Origin of the sequence: Solibacillus sp. FSL H8-0538 (assembly GCF_038003525.1) — a bacterium.
In the GTDB taxonomy this organism is placed as follows: domain Bacteria; phylum Bacillota; class Bacilli; order Bacillales_A; family Planococcaceae; genus JBBOPI01.
On record NZ_JBBOPI010000001.1, the window covers coordinates 3,407,883 to 3,428,316 of the forward strand.

General features: G+C 36.9%; 19 protein-coding genes and 2 riboswitches. Of the genes, 5 read left to right on the plus strand and 14 right to left on the minus strand.

Annotated elements, in window-relative coordinates:
• Window positions 1-613: 613 nt before the first annotated feature.
• Window positions 614-1,024 (plus strand): hypothetical protein, encoded by a 411-nt coding sequence (locus MHH87_RS16290; RefSeq protein WP_340751033.1) that lies wholly within the window; start codon window positions 614-616, stop codon window positions 1,022-1,024.
• 401 nt (window positions 1,025-1,425) lie between these two features.
• On the opposite strand, the gene MHH87_RS16295 is transcribed toward MHH87_RS16290, so the two are convergent.
• Genes MHH87_RS16295 through MHH87_RS16305 form a run of 3 tightly spaced genes read right to left on the minus strand, consistent with a single transcriptional unit; the run spans window position 1,426 to window position 3,690 of the window.
• Window positions 1,426-2,517: a methyl-accepting chemotaxis protein gene (locus tag MHH87_RS16295; RefSeq protein ID WP_340750273.1), complete on the minus strand. Its 1,092-nt coding sequence runs from the start codon at window positions 2,515-2,517 to the stop codon at window positions 1,426-1,428.
• Between the two features lie 42 nt (window positions 2,518-2,559).
• Window positions 2,560-3,273 (minus strand): hypothetical protein, encoded by a 714-nt coding sequence (locus MHH87_RS16300; RefSeq protein ID WP_340750274.1) that lies wholly within the window; start codon window positions 3,271-3,273, stop codon window positions 2,560-2,562.
• Window positions 3,274-3,315: 42 nt separating this feature from the next.
• A complete protein-coding gene (locus tag MHH87_RS16305) occupies window positions 3,316-3,690 on the minus strand; it encodes a hypothetical protein (protein ID WP_340750275.1) in 375 nt (124 codons plus the stop codon).
• Window positions 3,691-3,839: 149 nt separating this feature from the next.
• A riboswitch (cyclic di-GMP riboswitch) is annotated at window positions 3,840-3,926 on the minus strand.
• An 817-nt stretch (window positions 3,927-4,743) separates the two neighbouring features.
• Here MHH87_RS16305 and MHH87_RS16310 point away from each other — a divergent pair.
• Window positions 4,744-5,508, plus strand: a complete 765-nt coding sequence (locus MHH87_RS16310; protein ID WP_340750276.1) for a site-specific integrase — start codon at window positions 4,744-4,746, stop codon at window positions 5,506-5,508.
• A 556-nt stretch (window positions 5,509-6,064) separates the two neighbouring features.
• Here MHH87_RS16310 and MHH87_RS16315 read toward each other — a convergent pair.
• From MHH87_RS16315 to MHH87_RS16335, 5 genes are all read right to left on the minus strand, one after another.
• On the minus strand, window positions 6,065-6,634 hold the full coding sequence (locus tag MHH87_RS16315; protein ID WP_340750277.1) for an SF0329 family protein: 570 nt from the start codon (window positions 6,632-6,634) through the stop codon (window positions 6,065-6,067).
• A 475-nt stretch (window positions 6,635-7,109) separates the two neighbouring features.
• On the minus strand, window positions 7,110-7,520 hold the full coding sequence (locus MHH87_RS16320) for a M24 family metallopeptidase (RefSeq protein ID WP_340750278.1): 411 nt from the start codon (window positions 7,518-7,520) through the stop codon (window positions 7,110-7,112).
• Window positions 7,489-8,292: a M24 family metallopeptidase gene (locus MHH87_RS16325; protein WP_340750279.1), complete on the minus strand. Its 804-nt coding sequence runs from the start codon at window positions 8,290-8,292 to the stop codon at window positions 7,489-7,491. Before MHH87_RS16325 ends, MHH87_RS16320 begins: the two co-directional genes overlap by 32 nt.
• Before the next feature lie 566 nt (window positions 8,293-8,858).
• The gene (locus tag MHH87_RS16330; RefSeq protein ID WP_340750280.1) at window positions 8,859-9,323 is read right to left on the minus strand and encodes a hypothetical protein; all 465 of its coding nucleotides are present in this window, start codon (window positions 9,321-9,323) and stop codon (window positions 8,859-8,861) included.
• 36 nt (window positions 9,324-9,359) lie between these two features.
• Window positions 9,360-9,446: riboswitch (cyclic di-GMP riboswitch) on the minus strand.
• A 322-nt stretch (window positions 9,447-9,768) separates the two neighbouring features.
• Entirely contained in the window at window positions 9,769-11,025 is a 1,257-nt protein-coding gene (locus MHH87_RS16335) for an ATP-binding protein (protein WP_340750281.1), read from the minus strand.
• A gap of 273 nt (window positions 11,026-11,298) precedes the next feature.
• On the opposite strand from MHH87_RS16335, the gene MHH87_RS16340 reads away from it, so the two are divergent.
• Complete coding sequence (locus tag MHH87_RS16340; protein ID WP_340751035.1) at window positions 11,299-12,291, plus strand: tyrosine-type recombinase/integrase; 993 nt, start codon at window positions 11,299-11,301, stop codon at window positions 12,289-12,291.
• Window positions 12,292-12,372: 81 nt separating this feature from the next.
• On the opposite strand, the gene groL is transcribed toward MHH87_RS16340, so the two are convergent.
• Both groL and groES read right to left on the minus strand, forming a co-directional pair.
• Window positions 12,373-14,004 carry a chaperonin GroEL gene (gene groL, locus MHH87_RS16345; RefSeq protein WP_340750282.1) on the minus strand — a complete coding sequence of 544 codons (1,632 nt, stop codon included), beginning with the start codon at window positions 14,002-14,004 and terminating at the stop codon, window positions 12,373-12,375.
• A gap of 111 nt (window positions 14,005-14,115) precedes the next feature.
• On the minus strand, window positions 14,116-14,400 hold the full coding sequence (gene groES, locus MHH87_RS16350; RefSeq protein WP_340750283.1) for a co-chaperone GroES: 285 nt from the start codon (window positions 14,398-14,400) through the stop codon (window positions 14,116-14,118).
• Between the two features lie 194 nt (window positions 14,401-14,594).
• Here groES and MHH87_RS16355 point away from each other — a divergent pair, with 194 nt between their 5' ends.
• Window positions 14,595-15,344, plus strand: a complete 750-nt coding sequence (locus MHH87_RS16355) for a CPBP family intramembrane glutamic endopeptidase (RefSeq protein WP_340750284.1) — start codon at window positions 14,595-14,597, stop codon at window positions 15,342-15,344.
• Between the two features lie 239 nt (window positions 15,345-15,583).
• Here MHH87_RS16355 and tatC read toward each other — a convergent pair whose 3' ends face one another.
• The 3 genes from tatC to MHH87_RS16370 form a co-directional block, all read right to left on the minus strand.
• The gene (gene tatC / locus MHH87_RS16360) at window positions 15,584-16,411 is read right to left on the minus strand and encodes a twin-arginine translocase subunit TatC (RefSeq protein ID WP_340750285.1); all 828 of its coding nucleotides are present in this window, start codon (window positions 16,409-16,411) and stop codon (window positions 15,584-15,586) included.
• A gap of 20 nt (window positions 16,412-16,431) precedes the next feature.
• A complete protein-coding gene (locus MHH87_RS16365) occupies window positions 16,432-16,656 on the minus strand; it encodes a twin-arginine translocase TatA/TatE family subunit (protein ID WP_340750287.1) in 225 nt (74 codons plus the stop codon).
• Between the two features lie 81 nt (window positions 16,657-16,737).
• The gene (locus MHH87_RS16370) at window positions 16,738-17,373 is read right to left on the minus strand and encodes a redox-sensing transcriptional repressor Rex (protein WP_340750289.1); all 636 of its coding nucleotides are present in this window, start codon (window positions 17,371-17,373) and stop codon (window positions 16,738-16,740) included.
• 130 nt (window positions 17,374-17,503) lie between these two features.
• On the opposite strand from MHH87_RS16370, the gene MHH87_RS16375 reads away from it, so the two are divergent.
• Window positions 17,504-19,444 (plus strand): ABC-F family ATP-binding cassette domain-containing protein, encoded by a 1,941-nt coding sequence (locus MHH87_RS16375; RefSeq protein WP_340750291.1) that lies wholly within the window; start codon window positions 17,504-17,506, stop codon window positions 19,442-19,444.
• Window positions 19,445-19,600: 156 nt separating this feature from the next.
• Here MHH87_RS16375 and MHH87_RS16380 read toward each other — a convergent pair whose 3' ends face one another.
• A complete protein-coding gene (locus tag MHH87_RS16380) occupies window positions 19,601-19,990 on the minus strand; it encodes a hypothetical protein (RefSeq protein WP_340750293.1) in 390 nt (129 codons plus the stop codon).
• Window positions 19,991-20,434 lie beyond the last annotated feature (444 nt).

The following is a 20,434-nucleotide window of genomic DNA, read 5'->3' on the forward strand; positions in this document are numbered from 1 at the left end:
ATTGTCAAAAATGATAAACGTACCAATACTTTTTTACACTACGTTCTTTCCCTAGGGAAACTTTTAAGGTAAAAAAAAGCAAACTATATGCTAATCCCGTTTCGAAAAAATGGTTTTATCTTTAAAATATATGAAGATCTCGTCGTATTAGTTCCTCCAATACAAATATTTAATCAAAAAATGCGCTACTTTAGAAAATGATAATCGCATCAATTGTTAACCATACGAAAATTTGTTTCCCAGTGGAAACTCTTTAGGTAAATAAATCATACCATATTAGAATTAAATTTTGCAAGTGTAATTCTGTCATTTTAGAATATTTGTAAACCCCTATAGTTTACTTCATATCAAAACGTTTAGTTTCAATGTTTTCAATTTGTTCTTCCAATTACTTATGTAAGGGATAAAATTTGCGGTTCTACTTGGACCTTGGTTGTTGACATTGGGCTGAATCCAAATACATGGATAAGAAAGCAAAAATCAAAAGGCCGAATTAAAACAAAAAGCTGAAGCAGCAGCTACAATTCTAATTCACGAATTAAACCCAGGAACGTATGTAGATGAAACGAACATCATATTTAAGCACTTTGCAAAAGTATGGCTAACAATTTACATTGAGACGAATAACGTAAAGCCCGACACCATTCGTATGAGACAGCATGAAATTGATAAATTATTGCCCTACTTTGCTAACTTGAAACTAAAGGATATTACGTTAAAGAAATATCAGGATGCTCTAAACGATTTAAAAGAGAAGGGATATGCTGATAACACGCTAGATGGGGTTCACCGCACTGGGAGAATGATTTTCAAGAAAGGCATAGAAATGGAACGGATCAAAAAGGATCCAACAGCGTTTTCTTATCTAAAAAGAGATAAGAAAACCATCGTGGAACTAGAGGAACGAGAAATCTCGAAGTACTTAGAAAAAGAAGAACTCGCACTGTTCTTGGATACAGCTGCTACTAAAGGATTAGAAGATATTATGGATAGACGTGGTCACTCTGACGATAATACAATTTGAAATGTATATCTACACGTAACCAAAGGAATGAAAAAAGAGGCTTCTCAAAAATTCGGACAATTTATGAGAAGCTTAAAATAATATTTACTATGTTAGCATTTAGCTTTCATCTTACATTAAAACCATGTATACCAATGATTTCAGGAGCAGATTACATCATGCCGCATGTGGTAAGTTTTGAGGGTGGTTCAAAATTATAATATTTAGATGTAGTAGTAATACACCGCTACTTCAATCAATGTTCATATATACTCGATCTTTAAAGTAGTATAATAACGACATCCAGAGTCCTTTTACTTTAAACTTTTCCAAACTTCACTTTGAATATACACTAGAAAAGTTTTGCCAGATGAGAGATAAATATTTCTTTATACAGCCACACTGACCTTATTTTCAGCACCTTAAACCCTTTTAGAACCCACAGTTTCAACACCTTTATCTAATGAAAAAAGTTTTTCATCATTTTTTAGCTCTATAAGATTTTTTGCCTCTTGAACTAAATTTTGCATTGTATTAAATTCATCATCGCTAATTTCAACTAGCTCTTCAAACATTTCAACTGATTCTCGAGAAATGAAAGCAATCTCTTTAATTGCTGCCATAATTTGCTGAGAGCCTGAAGATAATTCTTCTGTACTTGCAGATGAATTAGCATTACTTTCAGCAATAATTTTTGTAGTATCTAAAATCTTTTCGAACATCGTTCCAATTTCTAAAATTGTTGTATTTGTTTGTGCAAATTCTTCTGTTCCTTGCGCCATTGATTTTACAACTCTGTCCGTCTCTTCTTGAATATTTTTAACAATATTCGACACTTCAGAAGATGACTGACGTGATTGTTCAGCTAATTTACGAACTTCATCAGCAACTACAGCAAACCCTTTACCGTGTTCACCTGCACGAGCTGCTTCGATAGCTGCGTTCAATGCTAATAAATTAATTTGCTCTGAAATCCCCGTAATTACTTTAACAATCTTACCAATTTCGTGCGATTTTTCTCCAAGTATATTTATTGCATCAAATGTTGTATTAATCGTTTGATCAAATTGCTCCATTTTTACCATCGAATCTTTTAACTTTTCGTTACCTTCTTGCGTCAATTCTAATGTCGTATTCGATTGTTCTGAAATTTGGTTTGATCTTATAGATAGTTCTTCAATAGCCTCTGTCATGTCTTCGATAGAAGTAGAACTCTCTTCAGTAGCTACTAATTGCTTTTTTAAGCCTTTACCTACCTCATCGATTGCGGCCCTTACAATATCAGCCTTCTCAGCTGCATATTCCCCATGTTCAGTAAGATTTTCACCTTTTTCATTCACATTTTTTGCGAATAAATGAAATTGCTCTCTTACTTGACCTGCTGATAATTCTTCCATTCCGTTTATAACCTCATTATTTATATGGGAATGACGTTTAAGCGAAAAATATCGGTAAGCAAAATACAAAGATGTACATAATAAAACCACAATAATCCCTAGCATGATCGCTTCCATGAAAAAAACCTCCTATTCTACTAACGTATTAATGATGAAATTTTATAGCTCTTTCACAATGATGTAAATTCCATCTGCTACAGTCGATGGAATATTGCTTAGCTTCTCATTGTTTTCATATTTATGAACAATAAAGTTTCCTTCTACGTCTTCATATTTTGTCAAGCCATGATACTTCTCCAACACGCGCATTGACTTCGGATTTGTCGCTTCAGCTAACACAAGTCTTAAGCCTTCTTCTGTTGCTTTTTTTATTAATATATCGCCTAACCTTTGTACAATGTCATGACGATTATGCTCAGCAATTACACCTAATAAAAATAAATGTAATACTTCTCCATCTTCCATATCTTTTCCATAACGTTTTTTATAATCATCTAGGAAACGTATATCGATATCCTCTAATACACGCATTACTATATTCATATCAGCAAGCGTGCCGCCAAAAATATCGCCTTCGATAATTTCAAAGGCATTTGTATCCCCTACTAGTGCGCCTACAACATTTTGTTCTATATCTAGCGCAACAGCACAGTAGCCTTGGTGAGCATTTGTCTCGATATATTCCTTCGTAAATTGATAGAAATCTTCGTAAGTTAATTTTAAGGCGTACCCAATTATCGGTTCTTGCACCCATTTGCCAGCAACATCTACTCCAATAAATGTGCTTGCTAAACACGCTGCTGCCTTTTCAATTAAATCTGGCTGGTCCTTTGTAAGTATTTCATATGTATATAAATCTTCTATTGTCTGCATCGTAAAATCCCTTTCCAAAGTGTGATTATAGTTAATTAAAGACTAACGCATTGCTAATTGCGAAACATTGTCGACTACTGTTCCTGGGAATTTAACTCCCTCTAAAGCATTTCGCACTTGCACATATGCAATTTTAGAGGCTGGATTGACAATAAAAATTTCTTTAAAGCCTAGTGATGCATAAAACATTAGTGTTTGCCCTAGCCTTGCTGAAACCTTTGAAGGAAGGGGTGATTGGTATGTTGCATCAACTACAAATCTATACGTACTTTTCGTTACTTTTGCCACTGTCTCTTGCAAATCTTTTAAATATTCCTCTGCAAGATCCGCTTTAATAAACCCTTGTATTTGAACGTGTACTTCTTTTTTTGCTTCAAAAATCGCCATTTTATATTTTGGCTTATCAACAACTAACATATTTAATCTCCTTTTCTATTACTATTTTTTAGCTACTGTCTCTATATCCATGACCTGACAATGTAAGCTGCCGTTCCTTACAATACTTCTTCTAAACGAAAAAACTACCCCAACAAAAAATTGGGGGTAGCCAAATAACCACTTCTTATCTTGGCAACTCGACTATCATTATCCAAGAGGATTTTAGACTCGTAGCTTTGCGTCCTTACCTTTCGATAAGTTTGCCTTTTTCAATTTAAAGGAAAATAATCAGAATATCACATTGATCTAGCAATATAACAGTATAAATTAATTGTTAATTTTTTTCTATAATAGTGATTTTTTCAAAAGAATATCGTATTAATTCAAGGGATTTTCTGACAATAATTAGAAGGAAGTGGATAATAAAGTACCACTAGACGATTATACAAAGAGGAAGTTTCTACTCCTTCCCTAATTGCAGGAAAAGCAAATGAGAATGACAAATGGAATGTTTTTATCATTAGATTTATCTTAACCAACCCACGTTATGTTGACAATCTTGTCCACATTGATTGTGTTTCTCCAACTAGACTTAGAAGCTAGCTCCATGGCTGGTCTAAGCAAGCTATACCAGCTAGGAAAATATTAAAAGGAGTCAACATGCGTAATCGCACATTCACTCCCTTAAATAATTATATGTTAACTAAACCAGTTTAATCCAAGCCACCTCCTCACAGTGTGCGAAGTGTATGTGGCAACACACGAGATATTATTGGGTTTATGTAAAATGCTTGGTTAAATTAGAACTAAGCATTTTTTTCATTCCCGAACTTTCATTTTGGGATTTGTTTTGTCTCATATATAAAAAAAGACCATCTAAAATGAGAGGGCACTGAAAAAGTTTATTTCTACTGAAAATTCTAATAATTATATGCTAAATAGTGATAGGTCATTGGTGCTCTGGCACTCGCTTTCCGCGGGCGGTGGCGAGCCTCCTCGTCGCTACGCTCCTGCGACCGCTTTTCCCGCAGGAGTCTTGTGCCGCCGCACCAATGCTTTCTGAATAAAATAAAGTAGGAGCATAAAAATATTATGAAAAAATACTGTTTCGGGGTTTTTCAGTGCCCTCCTGAATTTGCCTATCTTAAAAAAGGAAAAAAAACCATTGAACAGCTGGAAGAAGCAGCAGTTCCTAAATATCTTGAAAAAGAAGAGCTTGCACTGTTCTTAAGTACCTCTAAGAAGCAAGGATTGGAGCTAGACTACTTAATATTTCTTATCCTATCCTATACAGGCATTCGCGTTGGTGAATTAGTAGCGCTCAAGTGGAAAGTTATTGATTTTGTGAATCAGACAATCAGCATTACTAAAACGTATTACAATCCTAATAATAATACGGTTCAGTTTCAGTTAGTCACACCAAAAACGAAAAAATCCAGAAGAAAAGTAGTTGTAGATGAAGTTTTGATAGTAGCATTAAAGCATCACAAAGTGAAGCAAGAAAAAATCAGCGAACAATTAGGCGATGCTTATAATAATCAGCACTTTATCTTTGCAAAAACTGAACGGCAGCCAGGATATCCAATCGTTATCAAAATGGTACAACTTAGAATGGCAAGACTGCTGGCACTAGCAAAGTTAAATACCGAATTAACCCCACACTCTTTACAACATACACACACATCGCTTCTTGCAGAGGCCGGTGTAGCACTGGAACAAATCATGGATAGACTTGGCCATTCAGCTGATCAAATCACCAAGAATGTCTATCTCCACGTGACAAAAGAAATGAAAAAAGAAGCTTCCCAAAAGTTTGCACAACTAATGAGAAGCCTCGATTATAATCCTCTATGTTAGCAAAATGTTAGCATTTCACTTTCACCTTACATACACACCCTTATTAATCAAGGGTTGAGAAACAGCGGAACTCGGACTAAAAGCGCGACGTCCTGTCGCAATGTCCGAGTGACCAACATCCTGTTGGCCTACATCATGCCGCCCATAAGGTGAAAGTGTGTAATATCTTTAACGATGTGTTCCAAAAGTGAGCTATATCAACACATATAAAAATGTTCATTGTAACATCTTTAACTGAATTTTATCGTTTTTCATTTGATTGCGTTAGCAAAATGTTAGCATCTATTCACACACTCCTCCTGTGTTGCTTGTAGGTCACAGAGGTATTAAATGATGTAGTCTTGTTAACCTAACTAAAACTACATCTTGAGTTCTGCATTTACTTTTATAAAAAGCTCTAGAGTTCTTCCTTCTGAGTTAACCACTGATCTTCCCGAATTAATTACTCTAATTGCTAGCTCAGTAAACTCAATAACAAATGTATAAATTCTCTTGGATTGAAAACGAAGGAAATCAATAAGTAATGAAAGATGTTCATGTAATGAGTTATTTATTCTCATAACGTACTAAGCCTTAGTTCATAAAAATACTGCACAATTGGATGCTTTAACTTCATCTTCTCAGTCATGTTTAAAATTCGTTTTTTTCCAACGCGTCTGTCCACTAAAGCTAGAATATTCAATAGGATATCATTGCTCTCTATGTTTTCCTCTATAGAAGTGGATAAAAACTTATTAGCTACAACGATAAAATTTGATTTACTTAATGATGACTGCGCTGACAAAAGCTCCTTTGCATATTCTGATAATTTTCTACCCCTTGCAATTACTTGTAGACGATCTTCCGGAACTATCCCCTTGGTTTCTTTTCTTACCGCTTCAATTTCCTCATTGCTGATAGGAATTTGGATATCTGAATCATTCTTAATTTCCAGCTCCGTCTGATACCATCTGATTAAGGTAGTACTATCACTCATATTGAGTACATTCTTTTTATCTACCGCAATATAACAAATTCCTGCTTTATCAGGTAAATAACGATAGCTGGTTGCACGGTATTCAACCCTTCCATATAATGCAGGACAGAGAAAGCTCTCCAGATTTTGCTTCAATTTGCTCCAGGCCATGTAATTCTCCTTAATTTTTATATTATAAATATTTATTGAGGCAGTCGTTCTATTATCCATAATACAATAACCAACACATCGATCATACTAAATACAAGATTTAAGTGTGACTTAAATTTCTGATGTATCGATAATAGTGAGAAAAGGAAATATCCAGACCGATGAAACAATAACTATAAGTAACATGGACATTCGGCTTAAGACAACAATATTATTTTAAAAGATATATCGGGCATATCGCATCAATAACAATCATCCCTACCACAAATAAGAGGTGACCCATCAGGGTCACCTCTTATTTTCATATTACTCGTTTCACCTATACTACAACACTATTCAACATAAACAAAACGAATTCGATTGACTCACTAAAATTGATTGTAGAAGTTATCAGGTTTGGTGTGGTAAGCATCACCGCGATTTGATACGCTAACCTGATATATATTTTTCATTAAACCTCATGCCAAACTTAACATCAAAGCTTCAAATACTTCTGTATAAACTTCCCTTTTAGCTTTGCCAATATGTTCGATTTGGTGATCGTCATATCTACTAGATCAGTAGGAAATGTTGTAAGAACTTCATAGCCATCCTTGGTTACACGGATGGTATCGGAGTGTCGATATCCGCCTACCCCCTCAATATAGATGCCCGGCTCAATCGTAATCACCATATTTTCCTCTAGTATTTCGTTGCTACCTTCTGCAATATACGGTCCTTCGTGATTTCGCAAGCCGACTCCATGCCCGGTACGATGTAATAAACGATTAAGTAGCCCATGTTGATCAAAATAAGCTCGTGCCTCTGCATCGATGTCTCCTGCCCTTACACCTGCTCGCACCATACTCAACGCCCTATTTCGTGCGTTTTGCATATGTTGGAACATTTCCACATCGTCTTTGGTAGGTTGTCCAAAAAAAAAAAAACGTCCGTTCACACTCTGCTGAATATCCGTTAATTCGAAAATAGGCCATCGCGACGTTCGGTCCATCCCCAAATCGATCACCTAACTCAGGAATACTATGCGGCATCGCACTTGTCGGTGCATTCCAAACTGCTGTGAGCACTGAAGTTGTGATTGGGTCAAATTGCTTTGTTTTTATAAGGTTGGTTTGTACTTTTTTTGATAAGGTAAATGGTTCTAACACACTGGCACCGCGATAAATCGTATTAAAAATATCCTCCATTGCTTCATCGCACACTTTAGCACTCATGCGAATTTTTTCAAGTTCATAGACGCTTTTCACTTTACGTTGTGCTTCGACTAACTGTGCTAAAACTAGTTCCTTTGCTTGCATGAGATGATAAACGTCTGTACGCACGTTACTCTCGATTCCTACTCGTGAATAACCTTGGATCAACTGGTTTAGTTTATCATACCAATTGCTGCCATCTGAAGATGGAAACTCCCAATAAGAAACAATATCATAATCGATAATACTTTTATGTACGTGGGATTCTTCAAGCTTTGGTACAAGTAATGTAGGTGTTTGATCGGGGACAATGATGATGAGAAAGGGGCGTTCCTCTGGTTTGTATGTAATGTTTGTGTAATACCAGATGTCTTCTTCGGCAGTAATAATATAAGCGTCATATTCGTTCGTAATTAACCTCTCTTGCAATTGCTTCATCCGGTTGGTTAGTTCTTGCTTGAGCATTCCTATCACCTCAACATTTTTTGCAATTCTATTATATGCAGTAATTTAGTGAAAAATGCCTTTTAGCTAGGTGAATGGAGTTTCTCAAGCATTGCTTTATTCATTATCTATTATTTAGCAATAGTAGCTATATGTTGTTTTCTTTAGCTCCATCTGCTTGTGAATAGGCTTGAAGAAAATTAAACTTTTCCTCAATCACTTCTAACATAACCCCTGGCTCAATCGAATCTATGTGATTTTTCAAGAGTACTTAATAGTTGATTCCTCTCATCAATTTGATTTCCGGGGATATGACGTTAAGTGTTCGTTGCTTGAAGAAGTCGTTGATCACTCACGGACTCACCAAACAATATTTAAACCCTCCGTTAGCACAAGTAAGGATTACTCAAATTGAACAAACATTAATGTAACAATTTCAAAGGAATATGTGTGTTGCACATTTTATGCTTTTTGTGTTTGTTAATAATACCTCTGAATTTATTTTCAGAAGAAAAAAGAAGCTTCCCAAAAGTTTGCACAACTAATGAGAAGCTTCGATAATAATTCTTTATGTTAGCATTTCACTTTCACCTTACATACAAACCCTTATATATTTCATCCGTAGATGATTCTCCTACTCCTAGTTGTAATTTTTCTAGCATATCATTATTCAATTTAAGTTGGATGCTCTCAATTTTACGATCTTCATCGATAGTAATTTGATGAATCAGTAAAAGTAACAAGCGTTTTCTTTGTTCCCTTGTTAGTGATTGTTTGAAAGCCTTTTGAAAATTTTGTAGTACGGCCTTTACTTGTTCAAAAGTCACTTCGCTAGAGATTGTTGTATTCAATTGTTCATTTAGTGGGTGCATTAAACCTTTTAATGAGGCAATTTGTTCCTCTAGTTTTCTAGCTTTCGTTTGATAGTCACTTTTAGAAATCACCTCATCCATGTAAGCGTCTAATAGCTTGGAAAGCTTTTTTTCTAAAGTAGCTAAATCATTTGCATATTGCTGATACTCCCTTTGAATAGGAGCAACATACAGTTCCATGACGGATCGAAATAAGGTTATGTCCACTTATTCGTGATGGGTAGCTCGGCGGTCATCACTTGAACAGTGAGAAGATCCGTGGCTTTACGTCACTGCCTTTCGACAGTTTTGCCGTTTTCCATATTTAATTGCCTGCTTCTCGGGTCGCTAAGCTCAATTGAAAATGATGTGATAAAAAGAACAAATGGCTGAACAACACATCGGCATCAATTCCGCTTCAATCTTGTAAACATGATCGTTCCGACGATGCTGGTAAATCAGGAACCGATCATTTTTCCAGGGTAATGGCATACCGGGAAATTGTAGTTACATACAGCTCCTGAGTCAAATTTTTATCCCGTGAAAGGCAAAAAACTCTCCGGCGCGCACATCAGCACTTTTATAAGTTGGTAATCCGTTCAGCAAGCATTAAATCGTCGAAATTTTTTTTGCCCTACGACTTCTATTAGGAAGAAGGAATAATAATAGAAAACCGTGTTCCCTTTCCCTTTTCACTTTTTATTTCTATATCTCCGTTTAATTCTTTTACAATACTGTATGCAATCATCGTACCTAGCCCGGTTCCCTTCTCTTTTGTAGAATAAAACGGCATAGCGATTCGATTTATCTCCTCAGAAGACATTCCAATTCCTGTGTCAATAATATCAATCACAATATGATTCTTTACCTTTTTCACATTAATTCGGAGCATCCCTCCATTAGTCATGGCTTCAATCCCGTTCGTTGCAATGTTAATTAAACACATTTTTAGATTATCGGTGTTGGCATGTATATAATAGGAACATTCTTTATCGCTTTCAACTTTAACATTATATTGGATGGCGATCGGTAAAATAACCTCTATTACTTGCTCAACAATTGGTCTAATATCTAATAATTCTCTTGCAACATTTTGTGGTTTTATAAGGGACAAATAATCGTTAATAACGAGTTGCGCTTTTTCTAACTCCATTAGCATGACTTGCAAAAAGTCATCCTTTTGTGTTTCAGAGATTTCGTTTTTACTAAACATCTGCATAAATCCATATACCGTAGTCAACGGGTTTCTTATTTCATGGGCTATAGACGCTGCTAATTCACTAGTCACAATAAATTTTTCTGCACGGTGAATTTTTTCTTTCATTTTAAACCTTTCTATCATTCCTTCAATTAGATAAAGAGACAATAAAACAGTCAGAATATTGATCACTATATAATTGAATAAAAAGTGAATAAAATCAGGTTGAACATTATCGTTTATCCGTATTTGGTTCATTAAAGCAAAGATAGAAAAGGAAATAGTGCAAAGAGACATAAGCAATAAGCTGAACAATATTTTTCTTTTTTTATAATAACCAGCAAGAAAATATTGGGATACCATAGTAATGGAAGTGGCCATAAAATATACAATAACTGCAGGGTAGACTCCGTTTCCGCCTAAGTAAAAACGGTAAGAAACAAATATAACAGTAATAAAAATAAAACTCCTAAAACCACCATAGAGAACAGCTAAAAGGATTGGGATAAGCCGTAAATCATATATGTATCCATAATTAAACTTAAATGGGAATGTCATACAAAGAACAACCGCAATGGATGAAAGAAAGGAAATTAATATAGGATTACGCGCTTCTTTTCCATCTTTATCTAACCAAAATATTTGATAGAAAAAAATACAAATGATAATAATGAATGCATTTAATAATAATGTCGTTATCCCCATGATGAGCGCCCCTAAGTTGAGTAATAAGTGTTAGAAAAGTGATAAAACACAAAAGATTAAGATAATTATAAACGGTTTTTTATATAAAAAAAAGCAAGATGTGAAAAAATGTAAAAAAAAAAAAACAGTTACTCTCTTCTCATTCTTAAAAGACTACTACTCTCTTAATCGATTGTTCAACTCCCTATCTCCAACCGTGTCGTTTTTGCTTAAATAGATAGGATTACTTGTTATTGCTTATTTTATCTTTTAAATCACACAATAAAAACAGAACTGACCTTTTGTGAGTTTGCAAATCAGTGGCTCCCAATCTATATCGAAGCAAAAGATGTTAAGCCCGGAACAATTCGAGTCCGTATTCATGAAATCAATAAGTTGTTGCCCTACTTTGCACAACTGAAATTGAAGGACATCACAAGAAAGGGATATCAAGATGCCCTAAACCATTTAAAGGAAAGAGGATATTCAGATAGTACAAGGGAAGGAATACATCGAACTGGAAGAATGATTTTTCGGAAAGCATTAGAGTTAGAGCTAATCAAGAAAGATCCTACTGAGTTTGCCTATCTAAAAAAGGATAAAAAAACAATTGAACAGTTGGAAGAAGAGGAAATTCCAAAGTATTTGGAAAAGGAAGAACTTGCACTCTTTCTAAATATCGCTAAGGAACGGGGTTTGGAATTGGACTACTTAATGTTACTTATCCTATCCTACATAGGAATTCGTGTTGGTGAATTAGTAGCGCTCAAGTGGAAAGATATCGATTTCATAAATCGAACAATCAGCATTACCAAAACCTATTACAACCCCAATAATAATTCAATCCAGTTTCAGTTGGTGACACCGAAAACGAAAAAATCTAGACGGAAAATTGTTGTGGATGAAGATGTGATCAAAGCTTTGAGCCTTCACAAAGAAATTCAAGCGAACATCATTCAGCAGTTAGGTGACGCTTACTACAATAAAGACTTCATCTTTGCTAAAACAGAGAGACATCCCGGTTATCCTATCGTCATTAAAATGGTACAACTCAGGATGGCTAGACTTCTTGCAATCGCAAAATTAAACCCTGACTTAACACCGCACTCATTGAGACATACACACACTTCGCTTTTAGCAGAAGCAGGTGTCGCACTCGAACAAATTATGGATAGACTTGGCCATTCAGATGATCAAATCACTAAGAACGTCTATCTACACGTGACAAAAGAAATGAAAAAAGAAGCCTCCCAAAAGTTCAGTGAACTTATGAGAAGCCTCCGTTAAAATCCTCTATGTTAGCAAAATGTTAACATCACACTTTCATCTTACATAAAACCCAGTCGTATCAAGGGTTTGGGGGCTTTATTACATCATGCCGCCCATGCCACCCATTCCACTCATATCTGGCATACCGCCACCAGCTTCTGGGATGTCTGCTACTACTGCTTCCGTTGTTAAGAATAGAGCTGCTACTGATGCTGCGTTTTGAAGTGCAGAACGAGTAACTTTTGCCGGGTCTACTACACCCGCGTCGATCATATTTACCCACTCGCCAGTTGCTGCGTTGAAGCCGATACCGATTTCTTCGCGTTTTAGGCGGTCTACGATAATTGAACCTTCAAGACCTGCGTTGTTTGCGATTTGGCGAACTGGTTCTTCTAGTGCACGAAGGATGATGCGTACGCCTGTTGCTACGTCGCCTTCTACTTCATCAAGCACTTTTGTTACTGCACCGTATACGTTTAGAAGGGCAGTACCACCGCCTGAAACGATACCTTCTTCAACTGCTGCGCGCGTTGAGTTAAGAGCATCTTCAATGCGTAGTTTACGTTCTTTTAGTTCTGTTTCTGTTGCAGCACCAACTTTGATGACTGCGACACCGCCAGCAAGTTTAGCTAGGCGTTCTTGTAATTTTTCTTTATCAAATTCTGAAGTTGTTTCAGCTAGTTGCGCGCGGATTTGATTCACGCGAGCTTCTAGGTCAGCTGAGTTCCCTGCACCTTCAACGATTGTTGTGTTGTCTTTTGAAACCACTACTTTTACAGCGCGGCCTAAAGAAGTTAGGTCAGCTGATTTTAAGTCTAAACCAAGGTCTTGAGTGATTACTTCACCACCAGTAAGGATCGCGATGTCTTCAAGCATTGCTTTACGACGGTCACCGAAGCCAGGAGCTTTTACTGCTACTGCGTTAAATGTGCCACGTAATTTATTTACTACTAATGTAGCAAGTGCTTCGCCTTCAACATCTTCTGCGATGATTAGGATTGGTCTACCTTGTTGTACTACTTGCTCAAGTACTGGAAGAATTTCTTGAATGCTTGAGATTTTTTTATCTGTAATTAAGATATATGGATTGTCTAGGACAGCTTCCATTTTATCTGTGTCTGTCACCATATAGTGAGATGCGTAGCCGCGGTCAAATTGCATACCTTCTACTACGTCTAGCTCCGTTGTGAAGCCTTTAGACTCTTCGATTGTAATAACGCCGTCGTTACCTACGCGCTCCATAGCGTCCGCGATGTATTGACCAATTTCTTCATCACCTGAAGAGATTGATGCTACTTGTGCGATGGATTCTTTGTTTTCTACTTGGCGAGAAATTGCCTGTAGTTCAGTTAGCGCTGCAGCAACTGCTTTGTCCATCCCTTTACGGATACCAACTGGGTTTGCACCAGCAGTTACGTTTTTAAGACCTTCACGAATCATAGCTTGTGCAAGAACTGTTGCAGTAGTTGTCCCATCACCAGCGATTTCATTTGTTTTAGAAGCTACTTCAGCTACTAATTTTGCACCCATGTTTTCGAATGGATTTTCAAGCTCAATTTCTTTTGCAATTGATACGCCGTCATTTGTAATTAATGGAGAACCGAATTTTTTCTCAAGAACGACATTGCGTCCTTTAGGTCCTAAAGTTACTTTTACAGCGTTCGCTAATTTATCTACACCTTGAAGCATTAATGTACGTGCTTCTTCTGAGAATTTAATATCTTTTGCCATTGTAAAAAACCTCCTGTATTGAAATACTTTTTTACTTTTTATAAAGAATCTTTTATGCGCGAGTAAGCGCCAATATACAATGGGCGCTTGTTCGCTTTAATTGAAATTTAATTAACCGATAACTGCTAATACGTCGTTTTCACGTAAAATTAAGTATTCCGTGCCGTCGTACTTTACTTCCGTGCCAGAGAATTTTGAGAAGATGATTTCGTCGCCTTCTTTCACGTCAAGCTCAACACGAGTGCCGTTATCTAGAACACGACCAGTTCCTACCGCTACAACTTTACCTGTTTGTGGTTTTTCTTTCGCTGAGTCTGGTAAAACGATACCAAATGCTGTTTTTTCCTCTACCTCAACTAGTTCGATAATGATACGATCTCCTAATGGTCTTAACAAGTGAAACAACCCCCTACAAATTATAAATAGTATTTTTAGCACTCGATAGCAAAGAGTGCTAACATAGTTATTATATTAATGAATTCTATTTTTTTTTGCAAGTAAGAACTATAAAAAATTTTGTTTTATTTCCAATTTCCTCTACAATAAAAGAAACAGTATTTAATCTATGCTAGAAAGAAGGTATTTTATTCGTGACATCGATTTCATCACCGAAGTTTAGAACACAGAAGACGGCGTTTTATGTACTTCTAACGTATATTTTTTTCCAACTATCTGCCTTTTTACTCATTCTTATACCGGGTCTAAAGGATTTTCTACTTGGCTTTATTGACGCGCCAAATGCGAATGATCAACTGACAATTTTATCCGGCTGGTGGTCTACGATCTCATTTGGATTGGCGTTCATCATTAGCTTTGCATTAATCCAAACGAATAAACAGTTTTGGGATATCTTTAAAGGAGAGAAAGCTTCTATATCGGCTTCAATTGGCTGGGGGATTATCGGGTTCTTTCTTGTATTCCTAGGACAGACGATTGGTGCATACATCGAGATGGCGCTTGGCATTGATTACGGGTCGGAAAACACAGAGGCCATTATGAATATCACGAAAGTTGCACCAATTATGATTCTCGCGACGGTTGTGTTTGGTCCGGTACTCGAGGAGCTTGTGTTCCGCCGCGTTATTTTCGGTTCCATTATAAAAAATTATAATTTTTGGATTTCGAGCGTTATCAGTGCGATTTTCTTTGCAGCCATTCATATGGATTTCTCACATATTTTACTGTATACAATTTGTGGGATGATTTTTGCGTTCCTTTATTACAAAACGAAGCGCCTGTTGACATCGATTGTTGCGCATATGCTACTAAATGGCTTCGTCACGTTCCTACAAATGAACGCTGATAAGTTCCAACAAATTGTCGATAACGCACCTAAATGATTTAAAGCAGCCTCGCGTAAGTAGAGGCTGCTTTTTTTAGTTTGGCGAGATTATAAGCGCAAGTGAAGGGATTTTCAAAAATGTAACAACAAACCCCTCTACCAGATTCACAGATTCCCATTAGAAAGACAAAACTCACCTAAAATAAGACGAGTGGATGTTCTTACTTATGTGCGCGAGATAGTTATCCTTTCTTATCCACAAACAAAAACGCTACCCAATTTGGATAGCGTTTTACTTTATTTATTCATATTCATTTCTTCGATTTGACGGCGCTGTGCTTCTAGCAACTCTTCTACTTGTAATTGCTGCTCACGTTCTTGTTCTTCTTGCATGCGCAACTCCTCTGCCGCTAAAAACTTCTTATAGCCTGCACGTGAGATGACAATACTAATTTCATATAGGAAAAACAATGGAACCGCCACGATTAAGTTCGAAATAAAATCTGGTGGTGCTAAAAAGGCTGCCAGTACGAATAATACAAAATATGAGTATTTACGAAATTTCACCATGAGCTGTGGATTCAAAATACCAATACGCGCTAAAAATAGCGTCACAACTGGTAACTGGAATATCAGTCCGAACGGTAAAACTAATTTAAATAAAAATGAAAAGTATTCATTAATGCCGATTGTTTGTACAATTTCTAGATCCTTTGATAGGCTCATCATAAAGTTCATTACATATGGGAACAATACGAAATAAGAAAATGATATACCGGCAAGGAATAGAATAAATGAATACGGAATGTACTTCAGTGTCGCCTTGCGTTCTGTCTCATGCAAGCCTGGTGTAATAAACGACCATAGCTGATAAAGCAAAATTGGTGAAGACAAAACGAGAGCTACGCAAAACATAACTTTTAAAAACACCGCTAACGGATCAGTCGGTGTAAATGCGTTCAGTGTAAATTGAGCTGCTTCGTCGCTATACTGAATAAATTTAATAATCGGTTCGGTAACAAAGAAGCTTACAACTAACGCAAGAACAAAGAAAATTGCGGTCACAAATAAGCGACTTCTTAGTTCATCAATATGTTCTATGACAGTGAGTTCTTTTGGATTCATATCAATGTGACATCCTTAACTTACTTAACGTTATTGTTTTCGTTATCTTTATGCTCAATGATCGTTTTTTTCTTAACATCATCGTCATCATCAGCTAAACCTTTTGTTGCATTTTTGAATTCGCGAAGTGTTGATCCCATTGCTTTTCCAAGCTCAGGTAATTTCTTCGGTCCAAAAATTAATAAGGCTATTATACCGATAAAAACTAGGCTCACTGGTCCAATCGCATTTAAATGCACAACCATTACAGCCACCTCCTCTATTATATGTACATTTTACCGCAACATCGAACGTTTGGCTAATATATAAAATGTGAATAATTTACGTCATTCTCCACTATTACGGACAAGGTAAATGAGTGCCTGCAATTCTACGGATAAGTCAATGTTCATTAGCTTCATAGATTCCGGAACGTTCAGACGTTCTGGTGTAAAATTCAGGATGCCTTTTGCGTTCATTTTAGCAAGTCTGTCCGCCATCGCCTGTGCCGAACGAGAGGATACTGTTAGGATCGCTAGCTCTGCGCCGAACTCTTCGTACATTTCCTCTAGGCGGTCTGGATGGAATACCGGAATATCACTAATTTCTGTTCCTTCATACGGCGCCTTTGAGTCAAATGCCACAACGATTCGCGTATTATGGTTTTTTTGGAAATTATATTTTAATAAGCCGTTCCCTAAGTTCCCGACACCGATTAGTGCTACATTTGTCGCTTCATCCTGGTCTAGCGTTTGACGAAAAAAGTCGAGCAAATGCAGTACATCATAACCGTAGCCCTTTTTACCAAGTGCACCGAAATATGAAAAATCTCGACGAATTGTTGCAGAATCTATTTTCATCGCATCACTCAGTTCTTGTGACGAAATACGCTTCTTGCCTTCATTCGCAAAGTTTTGTAAAAAGCGATAATAAAGAGGAAGTCTTTTCGTAGTTGCTTGTGGAATTTTCGTTTCAGGTTTCACACATCTTTCCCCCTACATACTATTAGAAATCGATTCAATCTTACTAAACCTACCGAAATAAGTAAAGCACGGATGATTGCACGTCCCCCCTACATCCATTACACTAAAAGAATGAAACTGAGGTGTAAACATGATCGTATTACAAGTAAATCAATTATATAAATCATTTATTACAGATGAAATATTAAGTGGCGTCAAATTAGAAGTTCAGCATCGCGACCGTGTTGCACTTGTTGGACGTAATGGTGCTGGTAAGTCCACTTTACTAAAAATTATTGCTGGACAAATGAGCTATGACTCAGGCGAAGTCATTATTCCAAAAGATGTTCGTGTCGGTTATTTAGAACAGCATGCCGGCATTGATTCCAAATTATCGATTTGGGACGAAATGATGACGATTTTTGACGGTCTACGTAATCAAGAACTGCAATTGCGCAAACTTGAACAGCAAATGGCAGATCCTGCTGTATATGAAAATAGCGAAATGTATACACGTGTTATGTCAGACTATGACCAGCAGCAACATGATTTCAAAGAAGCAGGCGGCTATCAATATGAGGCTGATACCCGCTCTGTGCTACATGGGATGCAGTTTTTCAAGGATGATTTCACAAAGCCAATCCAATCTCTTTCAGGCGGTCAGCGTACACGTTTAGCGCTTGCCAAGCTTCTATTAAGTAAACCTGACCTGCTTATTCTAGATGAGCCAACCAACCATTTAGATATAGAAACATTATCTTGGCTAGAGGGCTATCTAAAAGGTTACGCAGGTGCAATTTTAATCGTTTCCCATGATCGTTATTTCCTAGACCAAGTTGTATCTATTGTATATGAAGTTTCTCGTACAAAGGTTTCGAAATACGTCGGTAACTATAGCGCTTATTTAGATGACAAGGCGAAAAACTACGAGCGAGATATGAAAATGTTCGAACGCCAGCAAGATGAAAAGGCCAAGCTTGAAACATTTATTCAAAAAAACTTAGCCCGCGCTTCAACAACAAAGATGGCACAAAGTCGTCGAAAAGTTTTAGAAAAGACAGATTGGATGGATTCTCCGGATGGCGACGAAAAGAGTGCTAACTTTGGCTTCACAATTGACCGTCAGAGTGGCAATGATGTATTGTCTGTCGATGAATTAACAATTGGCTATCCCGGCAAGGAAATTTCCAATAATATTTCGCTACGTGTTTTCCGTGAAGATCGAATTGCACTTGTTGGCCCGAATGGTGTTGGAAAATCCACGCTATTAAAAACAGTCGTGAAAGATTTAGCCGCACTTCGTGGGGACATTCGCTACGGTACAAACGTCCAAATCAGTTACTACGATCAGGAGCAGGCAAAGCTTAATAGCAATAAACCCGTTTTGAAAGAATTATGGGACGAATGGCCACTAATGAATGAAAAGGATATTCGTAACATACTCGGCCGCTTCTTATTTAGCGGGGACGATGTTAACAAATCTGTGAATTCATTATCTGGTGGCGAAAAAGCGCGACTAGCCTTAGCAAAATTAATGATGCAAAGAGCTAACCTTCTTGTTCTAGATGAGCCGACAAACCATTTAGACTTAGATAGTAAAGAAGTGCTGGAAAATGCGTTAATCGATTATCCAGGCACGCTGCTATTCGTTTCGCATGACCGATACTTCATTAATCGCATTGCGACAAAGGTAGTCGAGCTTTCTGGCAAGGGGTCATTTGAGTATTTAGGCGACTATGATTATTTCGTAGAGAAAAAGCAGGAGTTGGAGGAACTTGCACAAATGAAAGCCACTGCCGCTACAAAAACGGAGGAAATTACTAGTGCAAAAGCATCCACCTCTACAATCGATAAGGATGCCAAAAAACGTGAACGCCAAATTCGACGCGCCCTTGAGGAAATTGAAGCACATATGGGCACACTTGACGAAACGATTGCCCGTCTTGAAGAGCAGCTATGCGATCCAGAAATCTTCTCCAACCACGAAAAGGCAATTACCATTCAATCGGAGCTGGATTCTTCTAAAGAAGCACATGAAACGTTTGAAATGGAATGGCTGGAGTTAAGCGAAGAACTTGAAGCATTGAAATAAGAAAAGCGCATTCGCGCCCGTTTGCACTCGGGCAAGCTGCTTGCGAGCCCTCTAGCGTGCGGCGCAAATGCCTAGACATTATCAAAAAGTTAAACTTTCTTATCGTTTAACAAAATGGGCGAGCCAGTTGCATACTTCAACTAGCTCGCCCATTTTTCATTTAACTTGAAAGCTTTTCAGCATTTGTAGTTTTTTATACGCGTTATACGTGCCATACGCCCAACCGAAACACACTGTAGTGAATGCTGCAAAAATAAAATTCAATCCCGTAAAAATTGGTTTCCATCTTGCTTTACCGGGCATAATACGAAATGGCTGTCGGTCTCCTATGCTAATACTATGAAAGACATCTATAATTCGATGTTTTCCATAAACAAATGCTAGCGGGTAACAGACGATTGCTACAAATACAAACAGCCCACCAAGAGATGCTGCAAAATACGTACCTATATTAAGGACATTAAGTAATGCAAAAAAGCCAATAGCTAACACTGCTCCTACGCCCAATAAAATAAACATTTTCCGTCGCTCTTTCAAATAGTTCAATTAGACGACCTCCTTTCTAGTTTAAAACATTCTATGATATCTAACGTTAATGTATAGCAATGGCGAGATTAACATATACATTCATTATTCCATAATATTTAGTAGTTCAAACCTTGTATTTACTTTTTTCTACATATATATTGGTCAATATGCAATTTACGCGCAAAAATTTCCACAGTTTTATTCACAAACTGAATACAGTCATATCAACATATCAACAGACTTTTCCACATTATCCACAATTCAAAATTTATTTACTCACATCAAACTGTGTAAAAAGGAATACTATATATAGATAAATCACATGTTATCCACAAGTTATTAACAGTTTGTGCATAAGTACGGATGTTCGTCTTGACATTTTCGGAAAAGCACTCAGTACCTGTGGATAATTTTTCAGAAAAGTTCCACTACAATTAGAAATTTATATTTTTCAGCAATTTC

Coding starts and splice junctions, on each gene's coding strand:
- MHH87_RS16295 (WP_340750273.1), bottom strand. CDS start 2,517: ATGGAAGCGATCATGCTAGGGATTATTGTGGTTTTATTATGTACATCT.
- MHH87_RS16315 (WP_340750277.1), bottom strand. CDS start 6,634: ATGGCCTGGAGCAAATTGAAGCAAAATCTGGAGAGCTTTCTCTGTCCT.
- MHH87_RS16365 (WP_340750287.1), bottom strand. CDS start 16,656: ATGGTTGTGCATTTAAATGCGATTGGACCAGTGAGCCTAGTTTTTATC.
- MHH87_RS16305 (WP_340750275.1), bottom strand. CDS start 3,690: ATGTTAGTTGTTGATAAGCCAAAATATAAAATGGCGATTTTTGAAGCA.
- groL (WP_340750282.1), bottom strand. CDS start 14,004: ATGGCAAAAGATATTAAATTCTCAGAAGAAGCACGTACATTAATGCTT.
- MHH87_RS16300 (WP_340750274.1), bottom strand. CDS start 3,273: ATGCAGACAATAGAAGATTTATATACATATGAAATACTTACAAAGGAC.
- tatC (WP_340750285.1), bottom strand. CDS start 16,411: ATGAATCCAAAAGAACTCACTGTCATAGAACATATTGATGAACTAAGA.
- MHH87_RS16335 (WP_340750281.1), bottom strand. CDS start 11,025: ATGGGGATAACGACATTATTATTAAATGCATTCATTATTATCATTTGT.
- MHH87_RS16375 (WP_340750291.1), top strand. CDS start 17,504: ATGATCGTATTACAAGTAAATCAATTATATAAATCATTTATTACAGAT.
- MHH87_RS16325 (WP_340750279.1), bottom strand. CDS start 8,292: ATGCTCAAGCAAGAACTAACCAACCGGATGAAGCAATTGCAAGAGAGG.
- MHH87_RS16330 (WP_340750280.1), bottom strand. CDS start 9,323: ATGGAACTGTATGTTGCTCCTATTCAAAGGGAGTATCAGCAATATGCA.
- MHH87_RS16320 (WP_340750278.1), bottom strand. CDS start 7,520: ATGTTCCAACATATGCAAAACGCACGAAATAGGGCGTTGAGTATGGTG.
- MHH87_RS16310 (WP_340750276.1), top strand. CDS start 4,744: ATGAAAAAATACTGTTTCGGGGTTTTTCAGTGCCCTCCTGAATTTGCC.